The sequence below is a fragment of the Mycobacterium sp. genome (assembly GCF_035697385.1).
GTDB lineage: Bacteria > Actinomycetota > Actinomycetes > Mycobacteriales > Mycobacteriaceae > Mycobacterium.
This window is the reverse complement of the sequence record NZ_DASSCY010000314.1, coordinates 1-21,372: the sequence shown is the minus strand read 5'-3', so window position 1 is coordinate 21,372 and position 21,372 is coordinate 1. Positions and strand designations below refer to the sequence as shown.

Below are 21,372 nucleotides of genomic sequence, written 5' to 3'. Positions count from 1 at the left end.
CCAACTCCCCTGGCTCGCGCGCTGGTTGCATGCGCGTCCGGACGCACACCATCGGGCGCCCTCGCCGCGGGCGGCCCGACAACGGTGCTGCGGGTGCGCCGCCTCGGCGGGCGCCCGAACAGCCTGGCGCTGGCGGTCACTGCCTACCTCGCCGCCGCCGCCGTTCTCGTCGTGCCCACCGTCGCGCTGGCGGTGCCGTGGCTGACCGAATTGCACCGACTGTTCACCGCGTAGGCGTTGTCGTATTCAAAGCCGTTGTGCCACCACCGAAAAATGAAAGGCCGCCCGAATGAGCCCGTCTGAAAACACTGCTTCTGACACCACCGGCACCGCTCAGATCGGGGTGACCGGCCTGGCGGTGATGGGGTCCAACATCGCTAGGAACTTCGCGCGACACGGCTACACCGTCGCGTTGCACAACCGCTCGATCGCCCGCACCGACGCGCTGGTGGCCGACCACGGCTCGGAGGGCAGCTTCGTCCGCAGTGAGACCATTCCGGAATTCCTTGCCGCACTTGAGAAACCCCGCCGGGTGCTGATCATGGTCAAGGCAGGTGACCCGACGGACGCCGTCATCAATGAGCTCGCCGACGCGATGGAAGATGGCGACATCATCATCGATGGCGGCAACGCGCTTTTCACCGACACCATCCGCCGCGAGAAGGCGATGCGTGAGCGCGGCCTGCACTTCGTCGGCGCGGGTATCTCCGGTGGCGAGGAGGGTGCGCTGAACGGTCCTTCGATCATGCCCGGCGGACCCGCCGAATCCTACGAGTCGCTGGGGCCGCTGCTGGAGGAGATCTCCGCGCATGTCGACGGTGTCCCATGCTGCACGCACATCGGACCCGACGGCGCAGGCCATTTCGTGAAGATGGTGCACAACGGCATCGAGTACTCCGATATGCAGCTGATCGGCGAGGCCTACCAACTGCTGCGCGACGGCCTCGGCCTGACCGCACCGCAGATCGCTGACGTTTTCACCGAGTGGAACAAGGGCGACCTCGACAGCTTCCTCGTCGAGATCACCGCCGAGGTGCTGCAGCAGATGGACGCCAAGACCGGCAAGCCGCTCGTCGACCTCATCCTCGACGAGGCCGAGCAGAAGGGCACCGGCCGCTGGACCGTCAAGTCGGCTCTGGACCTTGGTGTGCCTGTCACCGGAATCGCCGAAGCGGTGTTCGCGCGGGCACTCTCGGGCTCGGTCGCCCAACGGCAGGCCACCACCGGTTTGGCATCCGGCGACCTCGGCGAAAAGCCCAGCGACGCAGAGAAATTCACCGAAGATGTGCGGCAGGCGCTCTATGCGTCGAAGATCGTCGCCTACGCGCAAGGGTTCAACCAGATTCAGGCCGGCAGCTCAGAGCACGACTGGAACATCACCCCTGGTGACCTCGCGACGATCTGGCGGGGCGGCTGCATCATCAGGGCGAAGTTCTTGAATCGCATCAAAGAGGCCTACGACGAAGAACCCGAGCTGGCCACACTGCTCGCTGCGCCGTACTTCCGCAGTGCTGTCGAGTCGGCCATCGACAGCTGGCGACGGGTGGTGTCGACCGCGACGCAGCTCGGCATCCCGATCCCCGGCTTCTCGTCGGCGCTGTCCTACTACGACGCGTTGCGCACCGAGCGCCTGCCTGCGGCGCTGATCCAGGGCCTCCGGGACTTCTTCGGCGCCCACACCTATGCCCGCATCGACTCCGATCGCGATCAGAAGTTTCACACGCTGTGGAGTGGGGATCACTCCGAAGTTCCCGCTTGACGCCGAAAACCTAGACTCGAGGGCAATGCGATTTCTCGAAGGCCATCCGCCGCCGTACGACCTGACCTATAACGACGTCTTCATCGTCCCGGGACGCTCGGACGTGCAGTCGCGTTTCGACGTCGATCTGTCGACGTCTGACGGGTCGGGCACCACCATCCCCGTGGTGGTGGCCAACATGACCGCGGTGGCCGGACGCCGGATGGCCGAAACGGTGGCCCGTCGTGGCGGCATCGTCGTTCTGCCGCAGGATCTCCCTATCTCTGTGGTTCAGGCGACGGTCAACTTCGTCAAAAGCCGCGACTTGGTCGTCGACACCCCGGTCACACTGGTGCCCGACGACTCGGTGTCGGACGCGATGGCGCTGATTCACAAACGCGCCCACGGCGCAGCGGTCGTCGTCTTCGAAGGCCGGCCCATCGGCCTCGTCACCGAGGCCAACTGCGTTGGGGTCGACCGCTTCACCCGGGTCCGCGACGTCGCGGTGTCCGACTTCGTCACCGCACCTGTTGGCACCGAGCCCCGCAAGGTCTTCGACCTGCTCGAACACGCGCCGGTCGACGTCGCGGTGATGACCGAACCGGACGGCACGCTGGCCGGTGTACTCACCCGCACCGGCGCGATCCGGGCCGGCATCTACACACCCGCGGTCGACGACAAGGGCCGGCTGCGCATCGCGGCGGCAGTAGGCATCAACGGTGACGTCGGCGCCAAAGCCCGCGGACTGGCCGAGGCCGGTGTCGACCTGCTGGTGATCGACACCGCGCACGGTCATCAGCTCAAGATGCTCGACGCGATCAAGTCGGTGTGCTCTCTCGATCTCGGGGTGCCGATCGCTGCAGGCAACGTGGTGTCCGCCGACGGCACTCGCGACCTGATCTCCGCGGGCGCCTCGATCGTCAAGGTCGGCGTCGGGCCCGGTGCCATGTGCACCACCCGGATGATGACCGGCGTCGGCCGCCCGCAATTCTCCGCCGTCGTCGAATGTGCCGCGGCGGCAAAGCAACTCGGCGGCCACGTGTGGGCCGATGGTGGCGTCCGCCACCCCCGTGACGTGGCACTTGCGTTGGCGGCGGGCGCGTCCAACGTGATGATCGGCTCGTGGTTCGCCGGAACGTACGAGTCGCCCGGCGACCTGATGCGTGACCGCGACGAGAATCCGTACAAAGAGAGCTACGGCATGGCCAGCAAGCGGGCGGTGGCGGCCCGCACCGGCGCGGACAGCCCGTTCGACCAGGCCCGCAAGACGTTGTTCGAGGAGGGCATCTCCACCTCGAGGATGGGACTTGACCCCTCGCGCGGCGGCGTGGAGGACCTGCTCGACCACATCACCGCTGGTGTGCGCAGCACTTGCACCTACGTCGGCGCCGCGTCCATCACCGAACTGCACGAAAAGGTGCTCCTCGGCGTGCAGTCAGCGGCCGGATTCGCCGAAGGACACCCGCTTCCCAGCGGCTGGTGAGTCTGCCGATCAGGCCCGACGGGCTACCATAGTTTTCTCATCCTGCCGTCTAATCGAAAGGGCACCAGTGCCGCAGGCACCCGTGGAGGCCGTCGGCTTCCGGGCCGAGCGGCCCTCGGGCGAGCAGTCCGACGCCGAGCCCTCTTCTAGTCGGCCGGGCCGTGGGTCCGGCGATAGCCCAGCGAGGATGCGATGAGCGTCGCTTTGACGGTGCTTTCCTTGTTGGCGATCGTGGCACTCACCGCGGGCACTGCGGTGTTCGTCGCGGCCGAGTTCTCGCTGACTGCCCTCGAGCGCAGCACCGTCGAGGCCAACGCCCGCAGCGGTCACCGCCGCGACGAACTGGTCCGACGCGCGCATCGCACACTGTCCTTTCAACTTTCGGGTGCACAGGTGGGCATCTCTATCACCACGCTGGCCACCGGCTACCTGGCGGAACCCGTCGTCGCGCGGCTTCTACACCCTGGTCTGAGCGCGTTGGGCCTGCCCGAAAGTCTCGTCAGCGGCCTCGCGTTGTTTCTCGCCGTCCTGATCGCCACTTCGCTGTCTATGGTGTTCGGCGAGCTTGTGCCGAAGAACCTCGCGGTCGCCCGGCCGGTTCCGACGGCGCGAGCGACGGCCGGTCCCCAGCTGCTGTTCTCGATGATGTTCACTCCGCTCATCCGGCTCACCAACGGCGCTGCCAACTGGATCCTTCGCCGACTCGGCATCGAACCGGCGGAGGAATTGCGGTCGGCGCGTTCGCCTCAGGAGTTGGTCTCGCTGGTGCGAACTTCGGCTCGCCGCGGCGCGCTCGACCCCGTCACCGCGGTGTTGGTGGACCGCTCATTGCAGTTTGGCGACCGCACCGCCGAGGAACTGATGACGCCGCGGTCCAAGATCGAGGCGCTGGAAGTCGACGACACCGTTGCCGACCTGGTTACCGCCGCAATCAAGACCGGGTACTCGCGCTTCCCGATCGTCGAGGGCGACCTGGACGAAACCATCGGCATGGTCCACGTCAAACAAGTCTTCGAAGTGCTGCCCGGCAGACGTGCAAGCACACGGCTCGCCTCTCTGGCGCTGCCCGTCCCGACGGTGCCGTCGACACTCGACGGCGACGACGTGATGAGCCAGATCCGATCCAGTGGACTGCAGACAGCGCTGGTCGTCGACGAATACGGCGGCACCGCGGGCATGGTCACCATGGAGGACCTGATCGAAGAGATCGTCGGCGACGTCCGCGACGAACACGACGTCGAACCTCCTGACGTGGTAGCCGCTGGTCGCGGCTGGCAGGTATCGGGACTGCTGCGCATCGACGAGGTCGCCGAGCACACCGGCTTCCGCGCCCCCGAAGGCGATTACGAAACCATCGGCGGCCTGGTGCTGGAAAAGCTTGGCCACATCCCCAAAGAGACCGAATCCGTGGAGCTGACGGCGTTCGATCCTGACGGCCCAGTCGAGGATCCGGTGCACTGGCTAGCCACCGTCGTGCGGATGGACGGCCGCCGCATCGATCTCCTCGAACTCACCGAACTAGGCCGACGCGGCGATGGCGAGGACGGCTGATGGGCGACCTTCTCGGTGTATTGCTCACCGTGCTGCTTCTGGGAGCCAACGCGTTCTTCGTGGCGTCTGAGTTCGCGCTGATATCCGCGCGCCGCGACCGACTCGAAGCCCTCGCTGAGCAGGGCAAGAAGAGTGCGGTCACGGTGATCCGGGCCGGTGAGAACCTTTCGCTGATGCTCGCCGGTGCGCAGCTGGGCATCACGATCTGCTCGATCCTGCTTGGCCGCGTCGGCGAACCCGCGGTCGCTCACCTGCTGGAGAAACCGTTCCATCTGTTCGGCATCTCTGACACTGTGCTGCACACGGTGTCCTTCTTTGTAGCCTTGAGCGTTGTTGTGACGCTGCACGTCCTGCTCGGTGAAATGGTGCCGAAGAACATCGCCATTGCCGGCCCCGAATCCGCGGCGATGCTGCTGACGCCGGCGTATTTGATGTGGATCCGAGTCGCGCGACCGTTCATCGCCTTCTACAACTGGTGCGCCAACACCACTCTGCGGGCTTTCCGGGTCGAGCCCAAGGACGAACTCGATGTCACCGTCTCGACCGTCGAACTGTCCGAGATGATCGCCGAATCGCTGTCGGAGGGCCTGCTTGACCCCGAGGAGCACGGCAGGCTGACCCGGGCGCTGCAGATCCGCAACCGAATCGTCAGCGACGTCGCGGTGCCGCTTGGCGAGATTCGGGCCGTGGTTGTGGCCCGAGAAGGTGCCGGTCCGACCGTCGGGGCGATCGAACAGGCGCTGGCCGACACCGGCTATTCGCGCTTCCCGGTGGTCGACGCGGCCGGCCAGTTCGTCGGCTATGTGCACATCAAGGACGTGCTCACCTCGGTCGACGACCCCGACGCGGTCGTCGACCTGTCGGTGGTGCGTCCCCTGCCGCGGCTGCCCGCGACACTGCCCTTGCCCGAAGCGCTGTCGCGGTTGCGCCGCAACAATGCCCATCTGGCGCTGGTCACCGAGGCCGAGGGCAATATCTCCGCAATGGTGGCGCTGGAGGATCTGGTCGAGGACCTGGTCGGCACGGTGCGCGACGGAACGCACCGTGCCTGACACGGTGCTGCTCGGGGAATCTGACTGGATTCGCCGTGACAAAGCACACGGCGAGCGCGCCGAGCAGTTCCTCCAGATGCACCGGCGGCAGCCGGGTCAATCCCATCCGGTATGGGATTTTCTATTCACCTACTACAGCTTGCGCCCGCGGCAATTGCGGGTCTGGCATCCCGGCTTCGGTGTTGCACTCGCCGGCGATTCGGCGCAGCGCTACCTCGACCGCAGCGGCTACGGCCGCGGGCGTCACGGAGTAATGGTGACCCGCGAACACCTCATGGCGCGGGCTGACACGGTGCGGTTCATCGCCAAGCTGCTGCGCGCGACGGCCTCGCGCCCAGCGCGACTGAACTGCTTCGGCCTGCACGAGTGGGCGATGGTCTATCAGGCCCCTGCTGTGCGGCACGGGCGGGTCCCGCTGCGACTCGGAGCGGCCGGCACCGACACCGTCGTGGAGTCAATACCGTTGCGGTGCAGCCACTTTGATGCCTACCGGTTCTTCACCGAACCTGCTGTGGGTCGTAACGCGGAACCACTGACCCGAGAAGCGCAGGTCGCCGCGGAGCAACCGGCGTGCATTCACGCAAACATGGATCTGTACAAATGGTGTTACAAGCTGGGACCGCTGGTGCCCTCCGAGTTGGTGATGGATTGCCTGGAGCTGGCTGCCGACGCCCGTGAAGTCGACATGCGAGCCAGCCCCTATGATCTCCGCGACTACGGATTCGAGCCGATCGCGATCGAGACACCGGCCGGTCGCGCCGAATACGTGCGGGCTCAGCAGAGCGTTGCTGAGCAGGCCGCGCCGCTGCGGCGCACGCTGGCCGACCGGTGTGACCTGCTGCTCAGGGCAGTACGCGGAGAATAACCGCAGTTACGCATGGGTAAGCTGGTTCGACAGCTCAAGGGAGGAAACATGACCGATCGCGTGACGGTGGGGAACCTGCGCGTGGCTCAGGTGTTGTACGACTTCATCACCAACGAGGCGCTGCCGGGCACCGGTATCGACCCCGACAGCTTCTGGGCGGGCGTCGACAAGGTCGTCACCGATCTGACCCCCCAGAATCAGGATCTGCTGGCCCGGCGAGACGAGCTTCAAGCGCAGATCGACAAGTACCACCGCCAGCACGTCATCGAGCCGATCGACCCCGAGGGCTACAAGCAGTTCCTCACCGAGATCGGTTATCTGCAGCCCGAGCCAGAAGACTTCACCATCACCACAGCCGGGGTCGACGACGAGATCACCGCGACCGCTGGCCCGCAGTTGGTGGTGCCGATCCTCAATGCGCGGTTCGCCCTCAACGCGGCCAATGCCCGATGGGGCTCGCTGTACGACGCGCTGTACGGCACCGATGTGATCTCGGAGGACGACGGCGCCGAGAAGGGCACCAGCTACAACCCAGTGCGCGGCGATAAGGTCATCGCCTATGCGCGTCGCTTCCTCGACGGTGCGGCCCCCCTTGCCACGGGCTCGTGGAGTAAGGCGACCGGCATCAAGATCGACGAAGGTCAACTACTCATCACGTTGGGCGACGGTCTGTCGACTGGGCTGGCCGCTCCGGAGCAGTTCGTCGGCTACACCGGCGAGCTCGGATCGCCGCAGTGGTTGGTGCTGTTGCGCAACCATGGCCTGCACATCGAGATCCTCGTTGACCCCGATTCGCCCGTCGGCTCGACCGACCAGGCAGGGGTCAAGGACGTCGTCCTCGAGTCGGCGATCACCACGATCATGGACTTCGAGGACTCCGTGGCTGCCGTCGACGCCGACGACAAGGTCCTCGGTTACCGCAACTGGCTGGGCCTGAACAGAGGCGACCTCACCGAAGAGGTCGCCAAGGGAGACAGCACCTTCACCCGCGTTCTCAACGAGGACCGCACCTATACGACACCGGACGGTGGCGAGCTCACCCTTCCGGGGCGCAGCCTGCTGTTCGTGCGCAACGTCGGTCACCTCATGACCAACGACGCGATTGTGATGAAAGAGAACGGAGCCGAGGACGGGGCGGACGGCGATGAGGTGTTCGAGGGCATCCAAGACGCCTTGTTCACCAGCCTGATCGCCATGCACGGGCTGAAGTCAGGCGATGGCAACGGCCCGCTGCTGAACAGCCGAACCGGCTCGGTCTACATCGTGAAGCCGAAGATGCACGGCCCGGACGAGGTGGCCTACACCGCCGAGCTGTTCAGCCGGGTCGAGGATGTCCTCGGTCTGCCGCAGAACACGCTCAAGGTCGGGATCATGGATGAGGAACGACGCACCACCGTCAACCTCAAGGCCTGCGTCAAGGCGGCAGCCGATCGTGTGGTCTTCATCAACACCGGCTTCCTCGACCGCACCGGTGACGAGATCCACACCTCGATGGAAGCCGGGCCGATGATCCGCAAGGGCGCCATGAAAGGCACCCAGTGGATCCAGGCATACGAGGACCAGAACGTCGATATCGGCCTGGCCACCGGGTTCTCCGGCCGCGCGCAGATCGGCAAGGGCATGTGGGCAATGACGGAGCTGATGGCCGACATGGTCGAGCAGAAGATCGGCCAGCCCAAGGCCGGCGCGACCACCGCGTGGGTTCCGTCGCCGACGGCGGCGACCTTGCACGCCATGCACTATCACGAGGTCGACGTCTACGCGGTGCACAAAGAGTTGGAAGGCGAACGTCGCACCAACATCGATCAGCTGCTGACCATCCCGCTGGCCAAGGAGCTGGCGTGGGCACCCGAGGAGATCCGCGAAGAGGTCGACAACAACTGCCAGTCGATCCTCGGCTACGTGGTGCGCTGGATCGACGCCGGCGTCGGCTGCTCCAAGGTGCCCGATATCCACAACGTCGCGCTGATGGAGGACCGCGCCACCTTGCGGATTTCCAGCCAGCTGCTGGCGAACTGGCTGCGGCACGGGGTGATCACCGCCGAAGACGTCAAGGCCAGCCTGCGGCGGATGGCCGCCGTGGTGGACAAGCAGAACGAAAAGGATCCGGAGTTCCGGCCGATGGCTGACGACCCCGACGGAAACATCGCGTTCCAGGCCGCACAGGAGCTGATCCTGTCCGGTGGCGAGCAGCCCAACGGCTACACGGAGCCGATCCTGCATCGGAGGCGCCGCGAGTATAAGGCGACGACGTGATCGGTCCGCGCAGCGAGCACAGAGGCGGGGATGGGCAGACATAGCATCCCCGATCCCGACGAATCGGATGGTGAAGAGCAACCACCCGAGGAGCCGCAGACCGAGCGATTCGGCTATCAACCAGCTGATGAGCCCGACTTCGGGGCCAGGTACAGCGGGCCGGAGTACGGCGATGTGGACTATGGCCGCACCGAATATCCCGACGAGCCGGTCTACGGCAGAACCGAATACTCCGAGCCGGCTTACCGCCAACCCAGCTACCGTGAACCGAGGCACGACGAACCCGGGTATGACGAAATCGATTACGGTGAGCCCGAATACGGCCGCTCCGACTCCCCCACGCGGGACGACCCCGAATTCCAGCCACGCGGAGCTTCTGCGCCGCCTCCCCGCTCCGGCAGGCAGCACGGAGGTGACTGGGAAGGCGGCGAATGGACAGGCAGCCACCGCGCGATCACCACTGGCAGGCGCGGCGTCAGCATTGGCGTCATCGCCGCCCTGGTCACCGTGGTCGTGGTGGTCGGTGGCATCATCCTGTGGCGATTCTTCGGCGACGCGCTGTCGAACCGTTCCGATGCCGCGGCGGCCCGGTGCGTTGCTGGTGAAGTCGCCGTCGCGGTCGTCGCCGATCCGTCGATCTCCGATCAGATCCAGACGCTGGCCAACACCTTCAACGAAACCGCAGCCCCGGTCGGTGACCGGTGCGTCAAGGTCGGCGTCAAGCCGTCCGATCCCGATCAGGTAGTCAACGGGTTCATCGGCAACTGGCCTGCTGAACTCGGTGAGCGCCCCGCGTTGTGGATACCGGCAAGCTCGGTCTCGGCGGCCCGGCTGGAGGCAACTGCTGGCGCCAAAACCATCAGCGACAGCCGCTCGCTGGTCACCTCACCGGTTCTGCTCGCCATCCGTCCGCAGCTCAAAAATGCTTTGGTGCAGCAGAATTGGGCCACGCTGCCGTCGCTGCAGAGCAACCCCGACTCGCTGGACGGGTTGAACTTGCCCGGCTGGGGCTCGCTGCGGCTTTCGATGCCGCTCAGTGGTGACAGCGACGCGTCGTATCTGGCCGCTGAGGCGGTCGCCGCGGCGTCGGCACCTGCCGGCGCGCCCGCCAGCTCCGGTACCGGTGCGGTCAACACGCTAATGGCCGGCCAGCCAAAGCTGGCCGACAACAAGGCGTCGACCGCGATGGACGCGTTGCTGAGCGCCACCGATCCTGCCGCTGCCCCCGTACATGCCGTGGTCACCACCGAGCAGCAGCTTTTCGAGCGAGCCGCTTCGCTGCCGGATGCCAAGAACGTCGTCGCATCGTGGCTGCCGCCCGGGCCAACGGCCATCGCTGACTATCCGACCGTGCTGCTCAGCGGCAATTGGCTGTCGCAAGAGCAGGTCAGCGCGGCCAGCGAATTTGCCCGTTTCATGCGCAAGTCCGAGCACCTCGCCGAGCTCGCCAAGGCCGGTTTCCGCACTGAGGGCAGCACGCCGCCTCAAAGCGATGTCACCAACTTCGCGCCGGTTTCGGCACCCCTTTCGGTCGGCGACAACGCGATGCGGGCCACGCTCGCCAATGCGCTGACCGCACCGGTCGAAAGCCCGGCCGTCACGATCATGCTCGACCAGTCGATGCCCACTGAGGAGGGCGGAAAGTCACGGCTGGCGAATGTGGTTGCCGCGCTCAACGCACGGTTGCAGGCGTTGCCTCCGAATTCCGCGGTGGGACTGTGGACGTTCGACGGCACAGAGGGCAGATCCGAGGTGGGCATCGGCCCGTTATCGGACCCACTTAACGGTAGGCCCCGCTCGACGGCGCTGACCGCTGCCCTCGACTCGCAGTCGCCATCGAGCGGCGGCGCGGTGTCGTTCACGACACTGCGGTTGGTCTACACCGAAGCGGTGACGAACTACCGCCAGGGCCAAAGCAATTCGATCCTCGTCATTACCACCGGGCCGCACACCGACCAATCCCTTGACGGTTCGGGCTTGCAGCAGTACATCCGCGGGGCGTTCGATCCGGCCAAACCCGTCGCCGTCAACGTCATCGACTTCGGCTCGGACTCCGACCGTGCCAGCTGGGAGGCCGTCGCGCAGGCCAGCGGCGGCAGCTACCAGAATCTGGCGTCGTCGGCGTCCCAAGAACTGACCTCGGCGATCGCGTCCATGCTGGGCTGATTTGCCCTATGGTCTACCCGTGACCAGGGGGTTTTGGCGCAAGAACGGGCTCAAGAACGGCGCGCGGATCTATTTGACGACGAATTTCGGTCCAGCGTGGGCAATCGTCGGCCGGATGCCGAAGCTGCGATCGACGGTAAACCGGTTCCTCATCAATCGGATGGTCTACACCATGCCGACCCGGCCCTTGGGCCTGAGCACCTATGAGGACAGGGATTACCGCTCTTGGCCGGGCCTCACAGATCGGACGTGGAGCGCGCGCCACCTGCCCGGGGACGACCAATTTCCAGATCCACCGCCAGAGGTCGCCACGGTCGTCGGGCTGTTCGAACGCCCTGCGGGCCGCGAGCAGGTTTCCGCGAAGTCGACGTTGCTCTTTCCTCATTTCGCGCAGTGGTTCGTCGACGGATTCCTGCGGACCGATCCGGCCAATGCGCGCAAGAACACGTCGACCCACGAAATCGATCTCAGCCAGCTGTACGGTCAGACCACCGACGTGACCGACGCACTGCGACGCAGAGACGAGCAGCGGCCCGGCGAGCTGAAGAGCCAGACCATCAACGGCCAGGAGTTCCCGCCCTACTACTTCGGTGCCGATGGTCAGCCCAAGGAGGAGTTCGCCAATCTTCCGATCACCTATCCGGGTGGCCCGGACTTGGAGATCGGGGACCGGAAGACCAGGACCACCTCGATGTCGCAACCGCTCTCGCCCGAAAAGCGCAAAAAGCTTTTCGCCCTTGGGATTCCGCGCGGAAACATCCACTACGGACTGGTCATGATGAGCACGCTGTTCCTGCGTGAACACAACAGCATCGCCCAACAGATCGCCGCAGCGCACGAGGGCGATCCGAAGTGGAACGACGACCGCGTATTCGAGACGACACGCAACACACTCACGGCGGTGCTACTGCGTGTCGTCATCGAGGACTACATCAACCACATCACGCCCATCAAGTTCAAGCTGTTCGTCGAGTCCGGCATCGGCGCAGGAGAAAAGTGGTACCGCCAAAATTGGATGTCGGTCGAGTTCAACCTGCTTTACCGCTGGCACACCATGATTCCCAGCAGTATCCGTGTCGGTGGCGAAGATCGTAACGTCCAGGAGGTGCTGTGGGACACCGACTTGGTGACCACCAACGGCCTCTCTGCACTGTTCGACGAAGCCTCTGCGCAGCCATGCACCGCGGTCGGTCTACTCAACACCGACCCCGCATTGCTCGACATCGAACAGAAGTCGATCGAGATCGGCCGAGAGACCAAACTTGCCTCGTTCAATGCCTATCGTCAGCGATGCGGTTATCCCAAACTGAAGTCATTCGAGGATCTTTCGTCGGACCCGAGCGTCCAATCAGCCCTGAAGGAGTGCTACGGCGAGGTCGACAACGTCGAACTCTATCCCGGGTTGTTCGCCGAGGACGTGCGTAAGGGTGGCATATTGCCGACACTGATGGCGACGATGGTTGCAGTCGATGCGTTTTCGCAGGCGCTCACCAATCCGTTGCTCGCGCCGGGAATCTTCGGCCGTGAAACATTCTCTGAAACGGGACTCGAGATCTTCACGTCGACGAAGACTCTCGCGGACATCGTTGCGCGCAACATCCCTGGTGAATTGCCGAACCCTCGGGTGGACTTCAACCAGGAGCGCCGATCAATCACCTGACGCCGACAACAAGCTCAACGCCGAGCGGGTGAAGACGTCCGGCACCTCCACTTGTGGGTAGTGGCCGACGCCGGAAAGCTCGACAACGTCTGCGGCGGGCCGTAATTCGCGCAATCCGTCGAGCACATTGGTGGTCGCCACCGGGTCGTCCAGCGCCCACAGGAAGCTCAACGGTTTGGGCCAATCCCGCACAGCGCCATGCCATCGCGTCGCGTAGCGGACCCGCTCGTCGAGATACGAGATCAGCAGATGCGCGATGCGATGCCCGTCGTTGTGCGCCAGCAACGCCCACTGCGCGTCGGCCTCCTCCTCCGACAGTGGATGGTTCGCGCTGAACAGCCGGCCGAAGCCGCGCACGAACGTGCGGCGGTTCGCCAACCGGGCAACCACGGGACCGAGTGGGCCGCGCAGCACCTTCTGGATCGGCCGCAGGCTCGCCCGCGCCAGGATCACGCTGCCGTTAGTCAGCACCACGCGTTGCAAGTCGAAAGGCAACCGGCCTTCGATGTCACGAGCGACCAGTTCGGTGGTCACCGACGTGCCCATGTCGTGCGCGACGATCACCACCGGTCCCGTCGTCGCCTCCGAGACCACGGTCTGCACGATGTCGGCCTGCTCGAGCAGGCTGTACTGGTGCGGCCGCGGCTTGTCCGACAGCCCGAAACCGAGAAAGTCCAGCGTCAGCCACGCCCGTCCGGCCAGCTGCGGTACGGCCATCCGGTAGTCGAACGAGCTGGACGGGTATCCGTGCAGCAACAGCACGGTGGGGCCGTCTCCCGGGGCGGAGCTGACGAAAATCCTGCCGGAGTCCGTCGACACCCACCGGCCACTGTCAGACCACTCTGCCACTCTTGGCGGTAACACCCGACGGACCGTACCAACTCGTCACCGGAGGAACACGCCAATGCGGATTGGTCGAGCTGCCCGAGGCCAATCACTACATCCAGGAGGACGGACCCGACCGAATCAGTGAGGCGATCATCGACCGCTTCGGTTGAGTGCCCCCCGCAGAAAGTCGGGTAGTCAACTACCCGTGACCCGCACTCCCTGGTCAACGACACTTTTGCCCAGCGTCCCCACCGGGGCGAGAGCAAAACGGCAGGGAGGCACACCCATGAGGGGCAAATACCAAATACAAAAGGGCGACACCCTGTGGAGAGTGGCCGAGTGGTTCTATGGCGACCCTCGCCTGCACCGCGTAATCATCGAAGTCAACTACCTATCCAATCCCGACCATCTGGTGGTGGGCCAGGAGCTGGAGATCCCATACGTCACCTTCCGCCATCAGGTGAAGCCGGGCGACACGACCCGCAAGATTGCGCAGCTCTTCTACGGCGACACTCATTTGGCCGGCATCGTCGAGGTGGCCAATCACGCGGGGCAGCGTGACCTCGTGGTCGGCGAGTGGCTTCTCATTCCCGACCTGGCGAATGTCGGTCACCACACCGTCGTTGCCGGCGAGACATGGGAGGTGCTGGCCGAGCGATGGTACGGAGAATTCGGCCTGTGGCCCGTCATCGCGCTCGCGAATCACATGGGCGACGCGGACCCGCAACCCGGTCATGTGCTGATCCAGCCTCGGCTGAACAGGCGGCGCACGGTCGTCGCTGGTGACACGCTGTGGGACCTGGCCAACGATCACTACGGTGACGTCGGCGTGGACCGCACGCTGACCCTGGTGAAGATGGTCGCGGCGGCCAACCTGATCGACGACCCCGACGACATCGCGGTCGGCCAGCTGCTCTTTTTCCCGTCGTTCGACCTGGGCGGCTAGCCGGGCGGCGGCCCGGACAGGATTCCGCGGCCGATGAAGTCGCCCAGCTGCCCGAGCAGAGCCCCCGGCCCTGGCTGCGGTGGCGGCGGGGCGTCGGTCTTCTGCCACGGCTGGCAGTCGCTGGTGGTGAACGAGGTGTCCGTCGCCTCGATGACCACGACCTGTGGCTTCTTGGTCAGCGCGTTGTCGACGAGCTCGGTTCCGTTGGACCGCTTCCAGTAGCAGGCGCCCTCATCGACTGGGCCAGCCGAGGTGTACGTGCCCGGCTCGATGTCCTTGCCGACCGCGAAGGTGCCGTCGGTGTCGATGGTTGTCTTGGGCGCAGGCGGGGGCGGCGGCGCGGGCTCCGGCTCGGCGGATGCCATCCCAGCGGACGCGTACCAGCCCGCGGCAACCAACGCTGCGACGACGGCGGTTCGCGACCTCACGCGAACGCCTCCACCGGCGGGCACGAGCACACCAGATTGCGGTCACCGTAGGCGCCGTCGATGCGGCGCACCGGCGGCCACACCTTGGGCCGGAATCCCTTGCCCAGCGGGTAAGCCGCCTGTTCACGGGTGTACGGGTGATCCCAATCGGATACCAGCAAGCACTCGGCGGTGTGCGGCGCTCCGCGCAACGGGTTGTCGTCAACAGACCACGTCCCAGCACCGACCTGGTCGATCTCGGCGCGGATCGCGATCATCGCCTCACAGAACGCATCCACTTCGGTCAGACTCTCACTTTCGGTCGGCTCGACCATCAGCGTACCGGCCACCGGGAAGCTCATGGTGGGCGCGTGGAAACCGTAGTCGGCCAAGCGCTTTGCCACGTCGTCGACAGTGACGCCGGTCGCCTTGGTGATGCCGCGAAGGTCGAGGATGCACTCGTGGGCGACCATGCCGTTCTCCCCCGTGTACAGCACGGGGTAGTACTCGTCGAGGCGACGGGCGATGTAATTGGCGGACGCGATTGCGGTCAGCGACGCAGAACGTAGGCCGGCCGCCCCCATCATCCGGATGTACGCCCAGGTGATGGGCAGGATCGACGCCGACCCGTAGGGCGCCGAGGACACCGTGTGCCGTCGGGGCTGGGGGCACCTCCCGCTTGCGGGGGACTCGTCGGCGAGTGGATGCCCGGGCAGGTAGGGCGCCAGGTGTGCCCGCACCGCAACTGGTCCGACTCCTGGTCCGCCACCGCCGTGCGGGATGCAGAACGTCTTGTGCAGATTCAGGTGGCTGACGTCACCACCGAAGCGACCCGGCCGGGCCAGCCCGACCAGAGCGTTGAGGTTGGCGCCGTCGACGTAGACCTGACCGCCGACGTCGTGCACGGCCGCGCAGATGTCGGCGATGTCGTGCTCGAACACGCCGTGAGTGGACGGATACGTAATCATCAAGGCGGACAACTGATCCGCGTGCTCGGTCACCTTCGCCCGCAGATCGTCGAGGTCCACGTCACCGTTAGCGCGGCACGCAACCACCACCACCCGCATGCCGACCAGCGCCGCCGACGCCGCATTGGTGCCGTGCGCGCTCGACGGGATCAGGCAGACGTCGCGGTCCGGCTGGCCACGTTCGGCGTGATACGCCTGAATGGCCAGCAGACCGGCGTACTCCCCCTGCGAACCGGCGTTGGGCTGTAGCGACACCGCGTCGTACCCGGTGATACCCGTCAGCCATGTCTCGAGGTCGGCGATCAGCTTGCGCAGACCCGGCGTATCGGAGGCCGGGGAGAACGGATGCTGACGCGCGAACTCCGGCCACGTGATCGGTTCCATCTCGGCAGCCGCGTTGAGCTTCATCGTGCACGATCCGAGCGGAATCATGCTGCGGTCCAACGCAATATCCTTGTCGGCCAACGACCGTAGATACCGCATCATCTCGGTCTCGGTTCGGTACTGCGTGAACGCCGGATGCGTGAGGAATTCCGATGTGCGGGTGGCGATGTCCACGCCGTCGAAATCACCGTCGGCGATGGCGGCGCCGAATGCCGACAAAACCGCATCGACGTGTGCGGCCGTGGTCGCCTCGTCGCACGACACGGACACGTGGTCGTCGTCCACCAGCCAGATGTTGATGCCCCGCACCTTCGCCTCGTCACGGACCTTCGCGGCCCGGCCGGGCACTCGCGCCAGCACCGTGTCGAAGAACGCGCGGTGCACCACCTCGACACCTGCGGCGGCAAGGCCGGCGGCCAGCGCCAGGGCACGTCCGTGCACCCGGCGAGCGATGCCTGCGAGCCCGTCCGCGCCGTGATAGCTCGCGTACATGGCGGCGATCACTGCGAGCAGGACCTGCGCGGTACAGATATTGCTCGTCGCCTTGTCGCGGCGGATGTGCTGCTCACGGGTCTGCAGCGACAAGCGGTACGCCGCGGCACCGTCGACATCGACGGAAACCCCCACCAGCCGGCCGGGCAACTGCCGGGCATGCTTGGCGTGCACGGCCAGATAACCGGCGTGCGGACCGCCGAATCCCATTGGTACACCGAACCTTTGGGTGCTGCCGAAGGCGACGTCGGCGCCGATGTCTCCTGGCGGGGTGGTCAGCGTCAGCGCCAGCAGGTCGGCGCCGACGGCGACCAGTGCGCCGCGCTCGTGGGCCTGAGTAACCAACTCGGTCCAGTCGACGACTGCCCCACTGGCGCCGGGCAATTGGGTGATCACGCCGAAGAAGTCACCTTCAGGAAGCCCCTGCCGCAGATCGGCGGTGACGATTTCGATGCCCAGCGGCTCGGCGCGGGTGGCGATCACGGCCGCGGTCTGCCGGTAGATGTCGGCATCGACGGCCAGCCGGTTCGACGGTCCGCGCACCGCCCGGTGCATCAGCGTCATCGCCTCGGCGGCGGCGGTGCCCTCGTCGAGCATCGAGGCGTTGGCGACCTCGAGCCCGGTCAGGTCGGCGACCATGGTCTGGAAGTTCAGCAGCGCCTCCAGCCGGCCCTGGCTGATCTCCGGCTGATACGGGGTGTATGCGGTGTACCACGCGGGGTTCTCAAGGATGTTGCGGCGCAACACCGGCGGCGTCAGCGTGTCGAAGTAGCCCTGCCCGATCATCGACACCGCCACGGTGTTGGCGTCGGCTAAGGCGCGCAGCTCCGCCAGCGCCTCCTCCTCGGTGGCGGCCTGCGGAAGGATGTCCAACCCGGGGGCGATGCCGTCGGCCGACAGCGCGTCGAGGATGCCGGCGGGCAGTGCCTTGTCGGCGAGTTCGTCAAGCGATCCAATACCGATGGTCTTGAGCATCGTCGCGACGGCGTCGGCGTCCGGGCCGATATGCCGGTCGGCGAAGTTGGGCTGGTTGTGATCGAACACTGGCGAGGACTCCCGACATCATGAAGGCGCAGAACCGCTGAGGTTCCTCTCCCTCTGTCGTCAACCCGTTGCGGGCGCCTGAGAGATTCGGCGAGTTTGCCTCGCCTTTCCCCATGGGCGGGTAAGCATGACGCTTACCGCTTTCCAGAGGCATCGGGGCCGTGCGCGGTCCTTGGTGCCTGAGAGGTTGACGGAGAGGTGTTGCTCCTTCGGCGTCCGTGACTGGCCGTCACGGAACTCTCCCGCACATGGGCGATGCGGGGCCGATTCTACCGGTCGTTAGCCGATCTTGCGGTCGCGGTGCTTACGCCGCGAGGCCAGCTCGTCCTCTGGCGCGGAGATCGACTCCCCACCGTCGGCTCGCTCACCCGGAAAGTCGGCGATTGCGCCGGTCAGTTCACGCATCGCGCCGGACACGGCGATGCCGAATACGCCTTGGCCACCCTGCAACAGGTCCACCACTTCCTCGGCCGACGTGCACTCGTAAACCGTGGTGCCGTCGGAGAACAACGTGATGTTGGCGAGGTCGCGCACGCCGCGCTGGCGCAGATGGTCGACGGCGACGCGGATGTTGTGCAGTGAGATGCCGGTGTCGAGCAGCCGCTTGACGATCTTGAGGACCAGGATGTCCTTGAAGGAGTACAGCCGCTGGCTGCCCGAGCCCGCCGCGCTGCGGATGGACGGCACGACGAGCGAGGTCCGCGCCCAGTAGTCCAGCTGGCGATAGGTGATGCCGGCGATCTGGCAGGCACTCGGACCGCGATAGCCGACGAGCTCGTCGGGCACCGAGTTGTCGGGGAAGAGACCCGGCTGCACGGGTTCGCTGGGTGCCTCGGCAGGCGATTCGGTTGGTGCGTTACCCGAGGACAGGTCCAGCTGCTCTTGACGTGGCGTATCTCCCACTTCTCGAATCCTCTCGCCGATCGAACCTGCGTCTGTGACCTGCGTGGGCGCACGTTTGCCAAAGCTCGAATGTGTCGAGCATACGCTTCCCGTCGAGCCATTACTGCTCGTCGCCATCAAAGTATGGCTGCCCAAATCGCGGTTGAGAGAAACCCGCGCCGCGTGTCGAGGCCGACGAGACGTATCCGTGACTAAAGGGCTGGACCGAGCCCCTACGTCGCCTTGAAGTCGTCGGGCGACACGCTGTCCAAGAACTCCTTGAACTTCTCCACCTCGTCCTCACGAACCGCGCCGGTGGCTTCGTCGTCGTTCTCGTCGGGAATCAGCAGGCCAGCCTCGGCCAGGACCGCTTCTTCGACGTAGATCGGCACACCGACCCGCAACGCGATGGCCACCGAGTCCGACGGTCTGGCAGACACCTTGATGTCGCGGTCGAAGATCAGATCCGCGTAGAAGGTGCCCTCCTGAAGGTCGACGATGCGGACTTCCTTGAGCGAATGGCCAAGCGCGGCAATGAGATCTCGGATCAGGTCATGCGTCATCGGCCGCGCCGGCTCGATACCCTGCTGCTCGAAAGCGATCGCGTTCGCTTCCGGCTGCCCGATCCAGATCGGCAGGTAGCGGTCACCGTTGGACTCCCGCAGGAGCAGAACCGGCTGGTTCTGGGGCTGCTCCACGCGAATGCCGACCACACGAACCTCACCCATCTGTGTCTGCCCTCCGCACCAAGAAGCCGTCAATAGCGAGTCTAATCCTCAGCGATCCAGAACGTCGCGCACAGCCGACTTGATCAGCGACGTGTGCAATGTGATCGCCAGCGCAGCGACCTCGCGGGCAAGATCGTCTGCGCGGTCCCGCGCACCGGCCTTACCCGCTTTGACCACCGGACCGGCGATCTGCGCGATGAGATCGGATTGGCGATCGGCCGCCGAGCGGAACGCCCGCAAATGCCTGGGCTCCACGCCGTACTCGGACAGTGCGCGGGCGCACTGCACGATCACCACCGAGTGCTCGTCGAAGAATCCGCCAGGTCCAGTGGTGATCACCCCGGCCTTCACCAGTGCGGTGAGCAGTTCGTCGTCGACACCCGAACGGGCGAGCAGATCCTCGCGGCTCAGCCGGATCTGCGTCGGCGCGACGGCCGCGGAGCCGTCACCGGACTGCGCGTCGACAGGCACCAAACGCGGTTGCCCGTAAGCGGATCCGGTCTGCGGCAACTCGCCGTCGGGCTGGGCGTCCAGCTGGGCTTTGATGACTTTCAACGGCAGATACTGGTCGCGCTGGGCGGTCAGAATGAACCGCAGCCGCGCGCAGTCATAGGCGGTGAACCGCCGATATCCAGACGCCGTGCGCTCAGGCGTGACCAGTCCTTCGGCCTCCAAGAACCGAATCTTGGAGATGGTCACGTCCGGGAAGTCGCCTCGCAGCAGATCGAGGACCGCACCGATCGACATCCCGGTGAGCGGAGATTGGACGCCGGGCTGTGTCATGTCAGCTCTTCGCGCGAGCGCTCATTGCTAGCTGCCCGGACCGCTGTCGTCGTCACTCTTGGGCCCGGTGAGGAACACCAGGCGGAACTTACCGATTTGCACCTCGTCACCATTGGCCAGCACAGCCGAGTCCACCGGCTCACGGTTGACATAGGTGCCGTTGAGGCTGCCGACGTCGACGACTTGGAACTCGCCGCCCTCCAGCCGGAACTCGGCATGACGGCGGCTGACGGTGACGTCGTCGAGGAAAATGTCGCTGTCGGGATGTCGACCCGCCGAGGTGGTGGGCTGGTCGAGCAGGAATCGCGAGCCGGCGTTGGGCCCGCGCTTTACGACGAGAAGGGCCGACCCCACCGGGAGGCCCTCAACCCCTGAGACGGCACCCTCGGTGCCCGCCGCGGCGGGGGCATCCAGTTCGTTGAGGAAGTCCGCGCGGAAAACCGATGTCGTTTCCACGGTGACTTCGTCAGACGTCTGGTCGTTGTCCTTGTCCGTCACCCGCTGCTCCTCACTGGCTGCTGTGGCGATATGGGCCGGTCCCCCCCAGCCGAAATTCGTCTGGTGTTGACCGTACCGCGCAGTGGACGCCATTGTGTCCACCACCGCCGGATCCGCTTCTACTTGGCCTTCGGTGTGCAGAACCCTAACAACTCGTCATTCGGTCACGGCGGTGCGGTAGCCATCCGCGTCGAGAAGCCCCGAGAGCGCGTCCTCGAGTGACCCCCCGCTGACTTGGAGGTCGACGAGCCATCCTTCGCCGTAGGGATCGGAGTTGACCAGCTGCGGATCAGCCTCCAGATCACCGTTGACAGCAACGACTTTCGCGGTGACGGGCGCGTAGAGGTCCGACACAGACTTGGTGGACTCGACCTCGCCGAACGACTCCCCCGCGGTCACCTCGGCGCCGACGTCGGGAAGCTGTACGAACACCACATCGCCCAGCGCCGACTGGGCGTAATCGGTGATGCCGACGCGGACGGTGTCGTCGCCGGTGCGCTGCACCCACTCGTGTTCCTCGGTGTAGGACAGGTCGGCTGGGATTTCGCTCACGGCGCTCCTATTTCTCCGGCGAACTGCGGCTGATCTCACTTGACTGGCTGAGCGTATTGGCGTTGTTTCGGTTGCCGCAAGGCGGTCAC

General features: G+C 65.5%; 18 protein-coding genes, 1 pseudogene and 1 riboswitch. Of the genes and pseudogenes, 11 read left to right on the top strand and 8 right to left on the bottom strand.

Features of this window, described 5'->3' with window-relative positions; all coding sequences use genetic code 11:
• The 9 genes and pseudogenes from VFH65_RS26650 to VFH65_RS26610 form a co-directional block, all read left to right on the top strand.
• Positions 1-234 (top strand): annotated as a pseudogene (locus VFH65_RS26650) (M56 family peptidase); the annotation flags it as partial.
• Positions 235-289: 55 nt separating this feature from the next.
• Entirely contained in the window at positions 290-1,759 is a 1,470-nt protein-coding gene (gene gndA, locus VFH65_RS26645; protein ID WP_353325745.1) for an NADP-dependent phosphogluconate dehydrogenase, read from the top strand.
• A 25-nt stretch (positions 1,760-1,784) separates the two neighbouring features.
• Complete coding sequence (locus tag VFH65_RS26640) at positions 1,785-3,221, top strand: GuaB1 family IMP dehydrogenase-related protein (RefSeq protein WP_353325743.1); 1,437 nt, start codon at positions 1,785-1,787, stop codon at positions 3,219-3,221.
• A 192-nt stretch (positions 3,222-3,413) separates the two neighbouring features.
• Positions 3,414-4,772: a hemolysin family protein gene (locus VFH65_RS26635; protein WP_353325741.1), complete on the top strand. Its 1,359-nt coding sequence runs from the start codon at positions 3,414-3,416 to the stop codon at positions 4,770-4,772.
• Positions 4,772-5,824: a hemolysin family protein gene (locus VFH65_RS26630; RefSeq protein ID WP_353325739.1), complete on the top strand. Its 1,053-nt coding sequence runs from the start codon at positions 4,772-4,774 to the stop codon at positions 5,822-5,824. The genes VFH65_RS26635 and VFH65_RS26630 overlap by 1 nt, the downstream gene beginning before the upstream one ends.
• Before the next feature lie 76 nt (positions 5,825-5,900).
• Positions 5,901-6,689, top strand: coding sequence for a 3-methyladenine DNA glycosylase (locus tag VFH65_RS26625; RefSeq protein WP_353325746.1), 789 nt, complete (start codon positions 5,901-5,903; stop codon positions 6,687-6,689).
• 48 nt (positions 6,690-6,737) lie between these two features.
• On the top strand, positions 6,738-8,945 hold the full coding sequence (locus tag VFH65_RS26620) for a malate synthase G (RefSeq protein ID WP_353325737.1): 2,208 nt from the start codon (positions 6,738-6,740) through the stop codon (positions 8,943-8,945).
• A 30-nt stretch (positions 8,946-8,975) separates the two neighbouring features.
• Positions 8,976-11,111: a substrate-binding domain-containing protein gene (locus VFH65_RS26615; protein ID WP_353325735.1), complete on the top strand. Its 2,136-nt coding sequence runs from the start codon at positions 8,976-8,978 to the stop codon at positions 11,109-11,111.
• 19 nt (positions 11,112-11,130) lie between these two features.
• Complete coding sequence (locus VFH65_RS26610) at positions 11,131-12,771, top strand: peroxidase family protein (protein WP_353325733.1); 1,641 nt, start codon at positions 11,131-11,133, stop codon at positions 12,769-12,771.
• On the opposite strand, the gene VFH65_RS26605 is transcribed toward VFH65_RS26610, so the two are convergent.
• The gene (locus tag VFH65_RS26605; protein ID WP_353325731.1) at positions 12,760-13,635 is read right to left on the bottom strand and encodes an alpha/beta fold hydrolase; all 876 of its coding nucleotides are present in this window, start codon (positions 13,633-13,635) and stop codon (positions 12,760-12,762) included. The genes VFH65_RS26610 and VFH65_RS26605 overlap by 12 nt on opposite strands.
• On the opposite strand from VFH65_RS26605, the gene VFH65_RS32095 reads away from it, so the two are divergent.
• Both VFH65_RS32095 and VFH65_RS26595 read left to right on the top strand, forming a co-directional pair.
• A complete protein-coding gene (locus VFH65_RS32095) occupies positions 13,623-13,769 on the top strand; it encodes a hypothetical protein (protein ID WP_414688516.1) in 147 nt (48 codons plus the stop codon). The genes VFH65_RS26605 and VFH65_RS32095 overlap by 13 nt on opposite strands.
• Positions 13,770-13,930: 161 nt before the next feature.
• Positions 13,931-14,545, top strand: a complete 615-nt coding sequence (locus VFH65_RS26595) for a LysM peptidoglycan-binding domain-containing protein (protein ID WP_414688515.1) — start codon at positions 13,931-13,933, stop codon at positions 14,543-14,545.
• On the opposite strand, the gene VFH65_RS26590 is transcribed toward VFH65_RS26595, so the two are convergent.
• The 7 genes from VFH65_RS26590 to gcvH form a co-directional block, all read right to left on the bottom strand.
• Entirely contained in the window at positions 14,542-14,910 is a 369-nt protein-coding gene (locus VFH65_RS26590) for a hypothetical protein (RefSeq protein ID WP_414688517.1), read from the bottom strand. The genes VFH65_RS26595 and VFH65_RS26590 overlap by 4 nt on opposite strands.
• A gap of 59 nt (positions 14,911-14,969) precedes the next feature.
• A complete protein-coding gene (gcvP, locus tag VFH65_RS26585; protein WP_353325726.1) occupies positions 14,970-17,840 on the bottom strand; it encodes an aminomethyl-transferring glycine dehydrogenase in 2,871 nt (956 codons plus the stop codon).
• Between the two features lie 156 nt (positions 17,841-17,996).
• A riboswitch (glycine riboswitch) is annotated at positions 17,997-18,095 on the bottom strand.
• A gap of 24 nt (positions 18,096-18,119) precedes the next feature.
• A complete protein-coding gene (locus VFH65_RS26580; RefSeq protein ID WP_353325725.1) occupies positions 18,120-18,743 on the bottom strand; it encodes a MerR family transcriptional regulator in 624 nt (207 codons plus the stop codon).
• A gap of 212 nt (positions 18,744-18,955) precedes the next feature.
• On the bottom strand, positions 18,956-19,450 hold the full coding sequence (locus tag VFH65_RS26575; protein ID WP_353325723.1) for a bifunctional nuclease family protein: 495 nt from the start codon (positions 19,448-19,450) through the stop codon (positions 18,956-18,958).
• 48 nt (positions 19,451-19,498) lie between these two features.
• Positions 19,499-20,233 (bottom strand): MerR family transcriptional regulator, encoded by a 735-nt coding sequence (locus tag VFH65_RS26570; protein ID WP_353325722.1) that lies wholly within the window; start codon positions 20,231-20,233, stop codon positions 19,499-19,501.
• A 27-nt stretch (positions 20,234-20,260) separates the two neighbouring features.
• Complete coding sequence (gene garA / locus VFH65_RS26565) at positions 20,261-20,731, bottom strand: glycogen accumulation regulator GarA (protein ID WP_353325720.1); 471 nt, start codon at positions 20,729-20,731, stop codon at positions 20,261-20,263.
• 156 nt (positions 20,732-20,887) lie between these two features.
• Positions 20,888-21,283, bottom strand: a complete 396-nt coding sequence (gcvH, locus tag VFH65_RS26560) for a glycine cleavage system protein GcvH (RefSeq protein WP_353325718.1) — start codon at positions 21,281-21,283, stop codon at positions 20,888-20,890.
• Positions 21,284-21,372 lie beyond the last annotated feature (89 nt).

Coding starts and splice junctions, on each gene's coding strand:
- VFH65_RS26640 (WP_353325743.1), top strand. CDS start 1,785: ATGCGATTTCTCGAAGGCCATCCGCCGCCGTACGACCTGACCTATAAC.
- VFH65_RS26630 (WP_353325739.1), top strand. CDS start 4,772: ATGGGCGACCTTCTCGGTGTATTGCTCACCGTGCTGCTTCTGGGAGCC.
- VFH65_RS26570 (WP_353325722.1), bottom strand. CDS start 20,233: ATGACACAGCCCGGCGTCCAATCTCCGCTCACCGGGATGTCGATCGGT.
- VFH65_RS26615 (WP_353325735.1), top strand. CDS start 8,976: ATGGGCAGACATAGCATCCCCGATCCCGACGAATCGGATGGTGAAGAG.
- VFH65_RS26575 (WP_353325723.1), bottom strand. CDS start 19,450: ATGGGTGAGGTTCGTGTGGTCGGCATTCGCGTGGAGCAGCCCCAGAAC.
- VFH65_RS26590 (WP_414688517.1), bottom strand. CDS start 14,910: ATGGCATCCGCCGAGCCGGAGCCCGCGCCGCCGCCCCCGCCTGCGCCC.
- gndA (WP_353325745.1), top strand. CDS start 290: ATGAGCCCGTCTGAAAACACTGCTTCTGACACCACCGGCACCGCTCAG.
- VFH65_RS26635 (WP_353325741.1), top strand. CDS start 3,414: ATGAGCGTCGCTTTGACGGTGCTTTCCTTGTTGGCGATCGTGGCACTC.
- VFH65_RS26620 (WP_353325737.1), top strand. CDS start 6,738: ATGACCGATCGCGTGACGGTGGGGAACCTGCGCGTGGCTCAGGTGTTG.
- VFH65_RS26625 (WP_353325746.1), top strand. CDS start 5,901: ATGCACCGGCGGCAGCCGGGTCAATCCCATCCGGTATGGGATTTTCTA.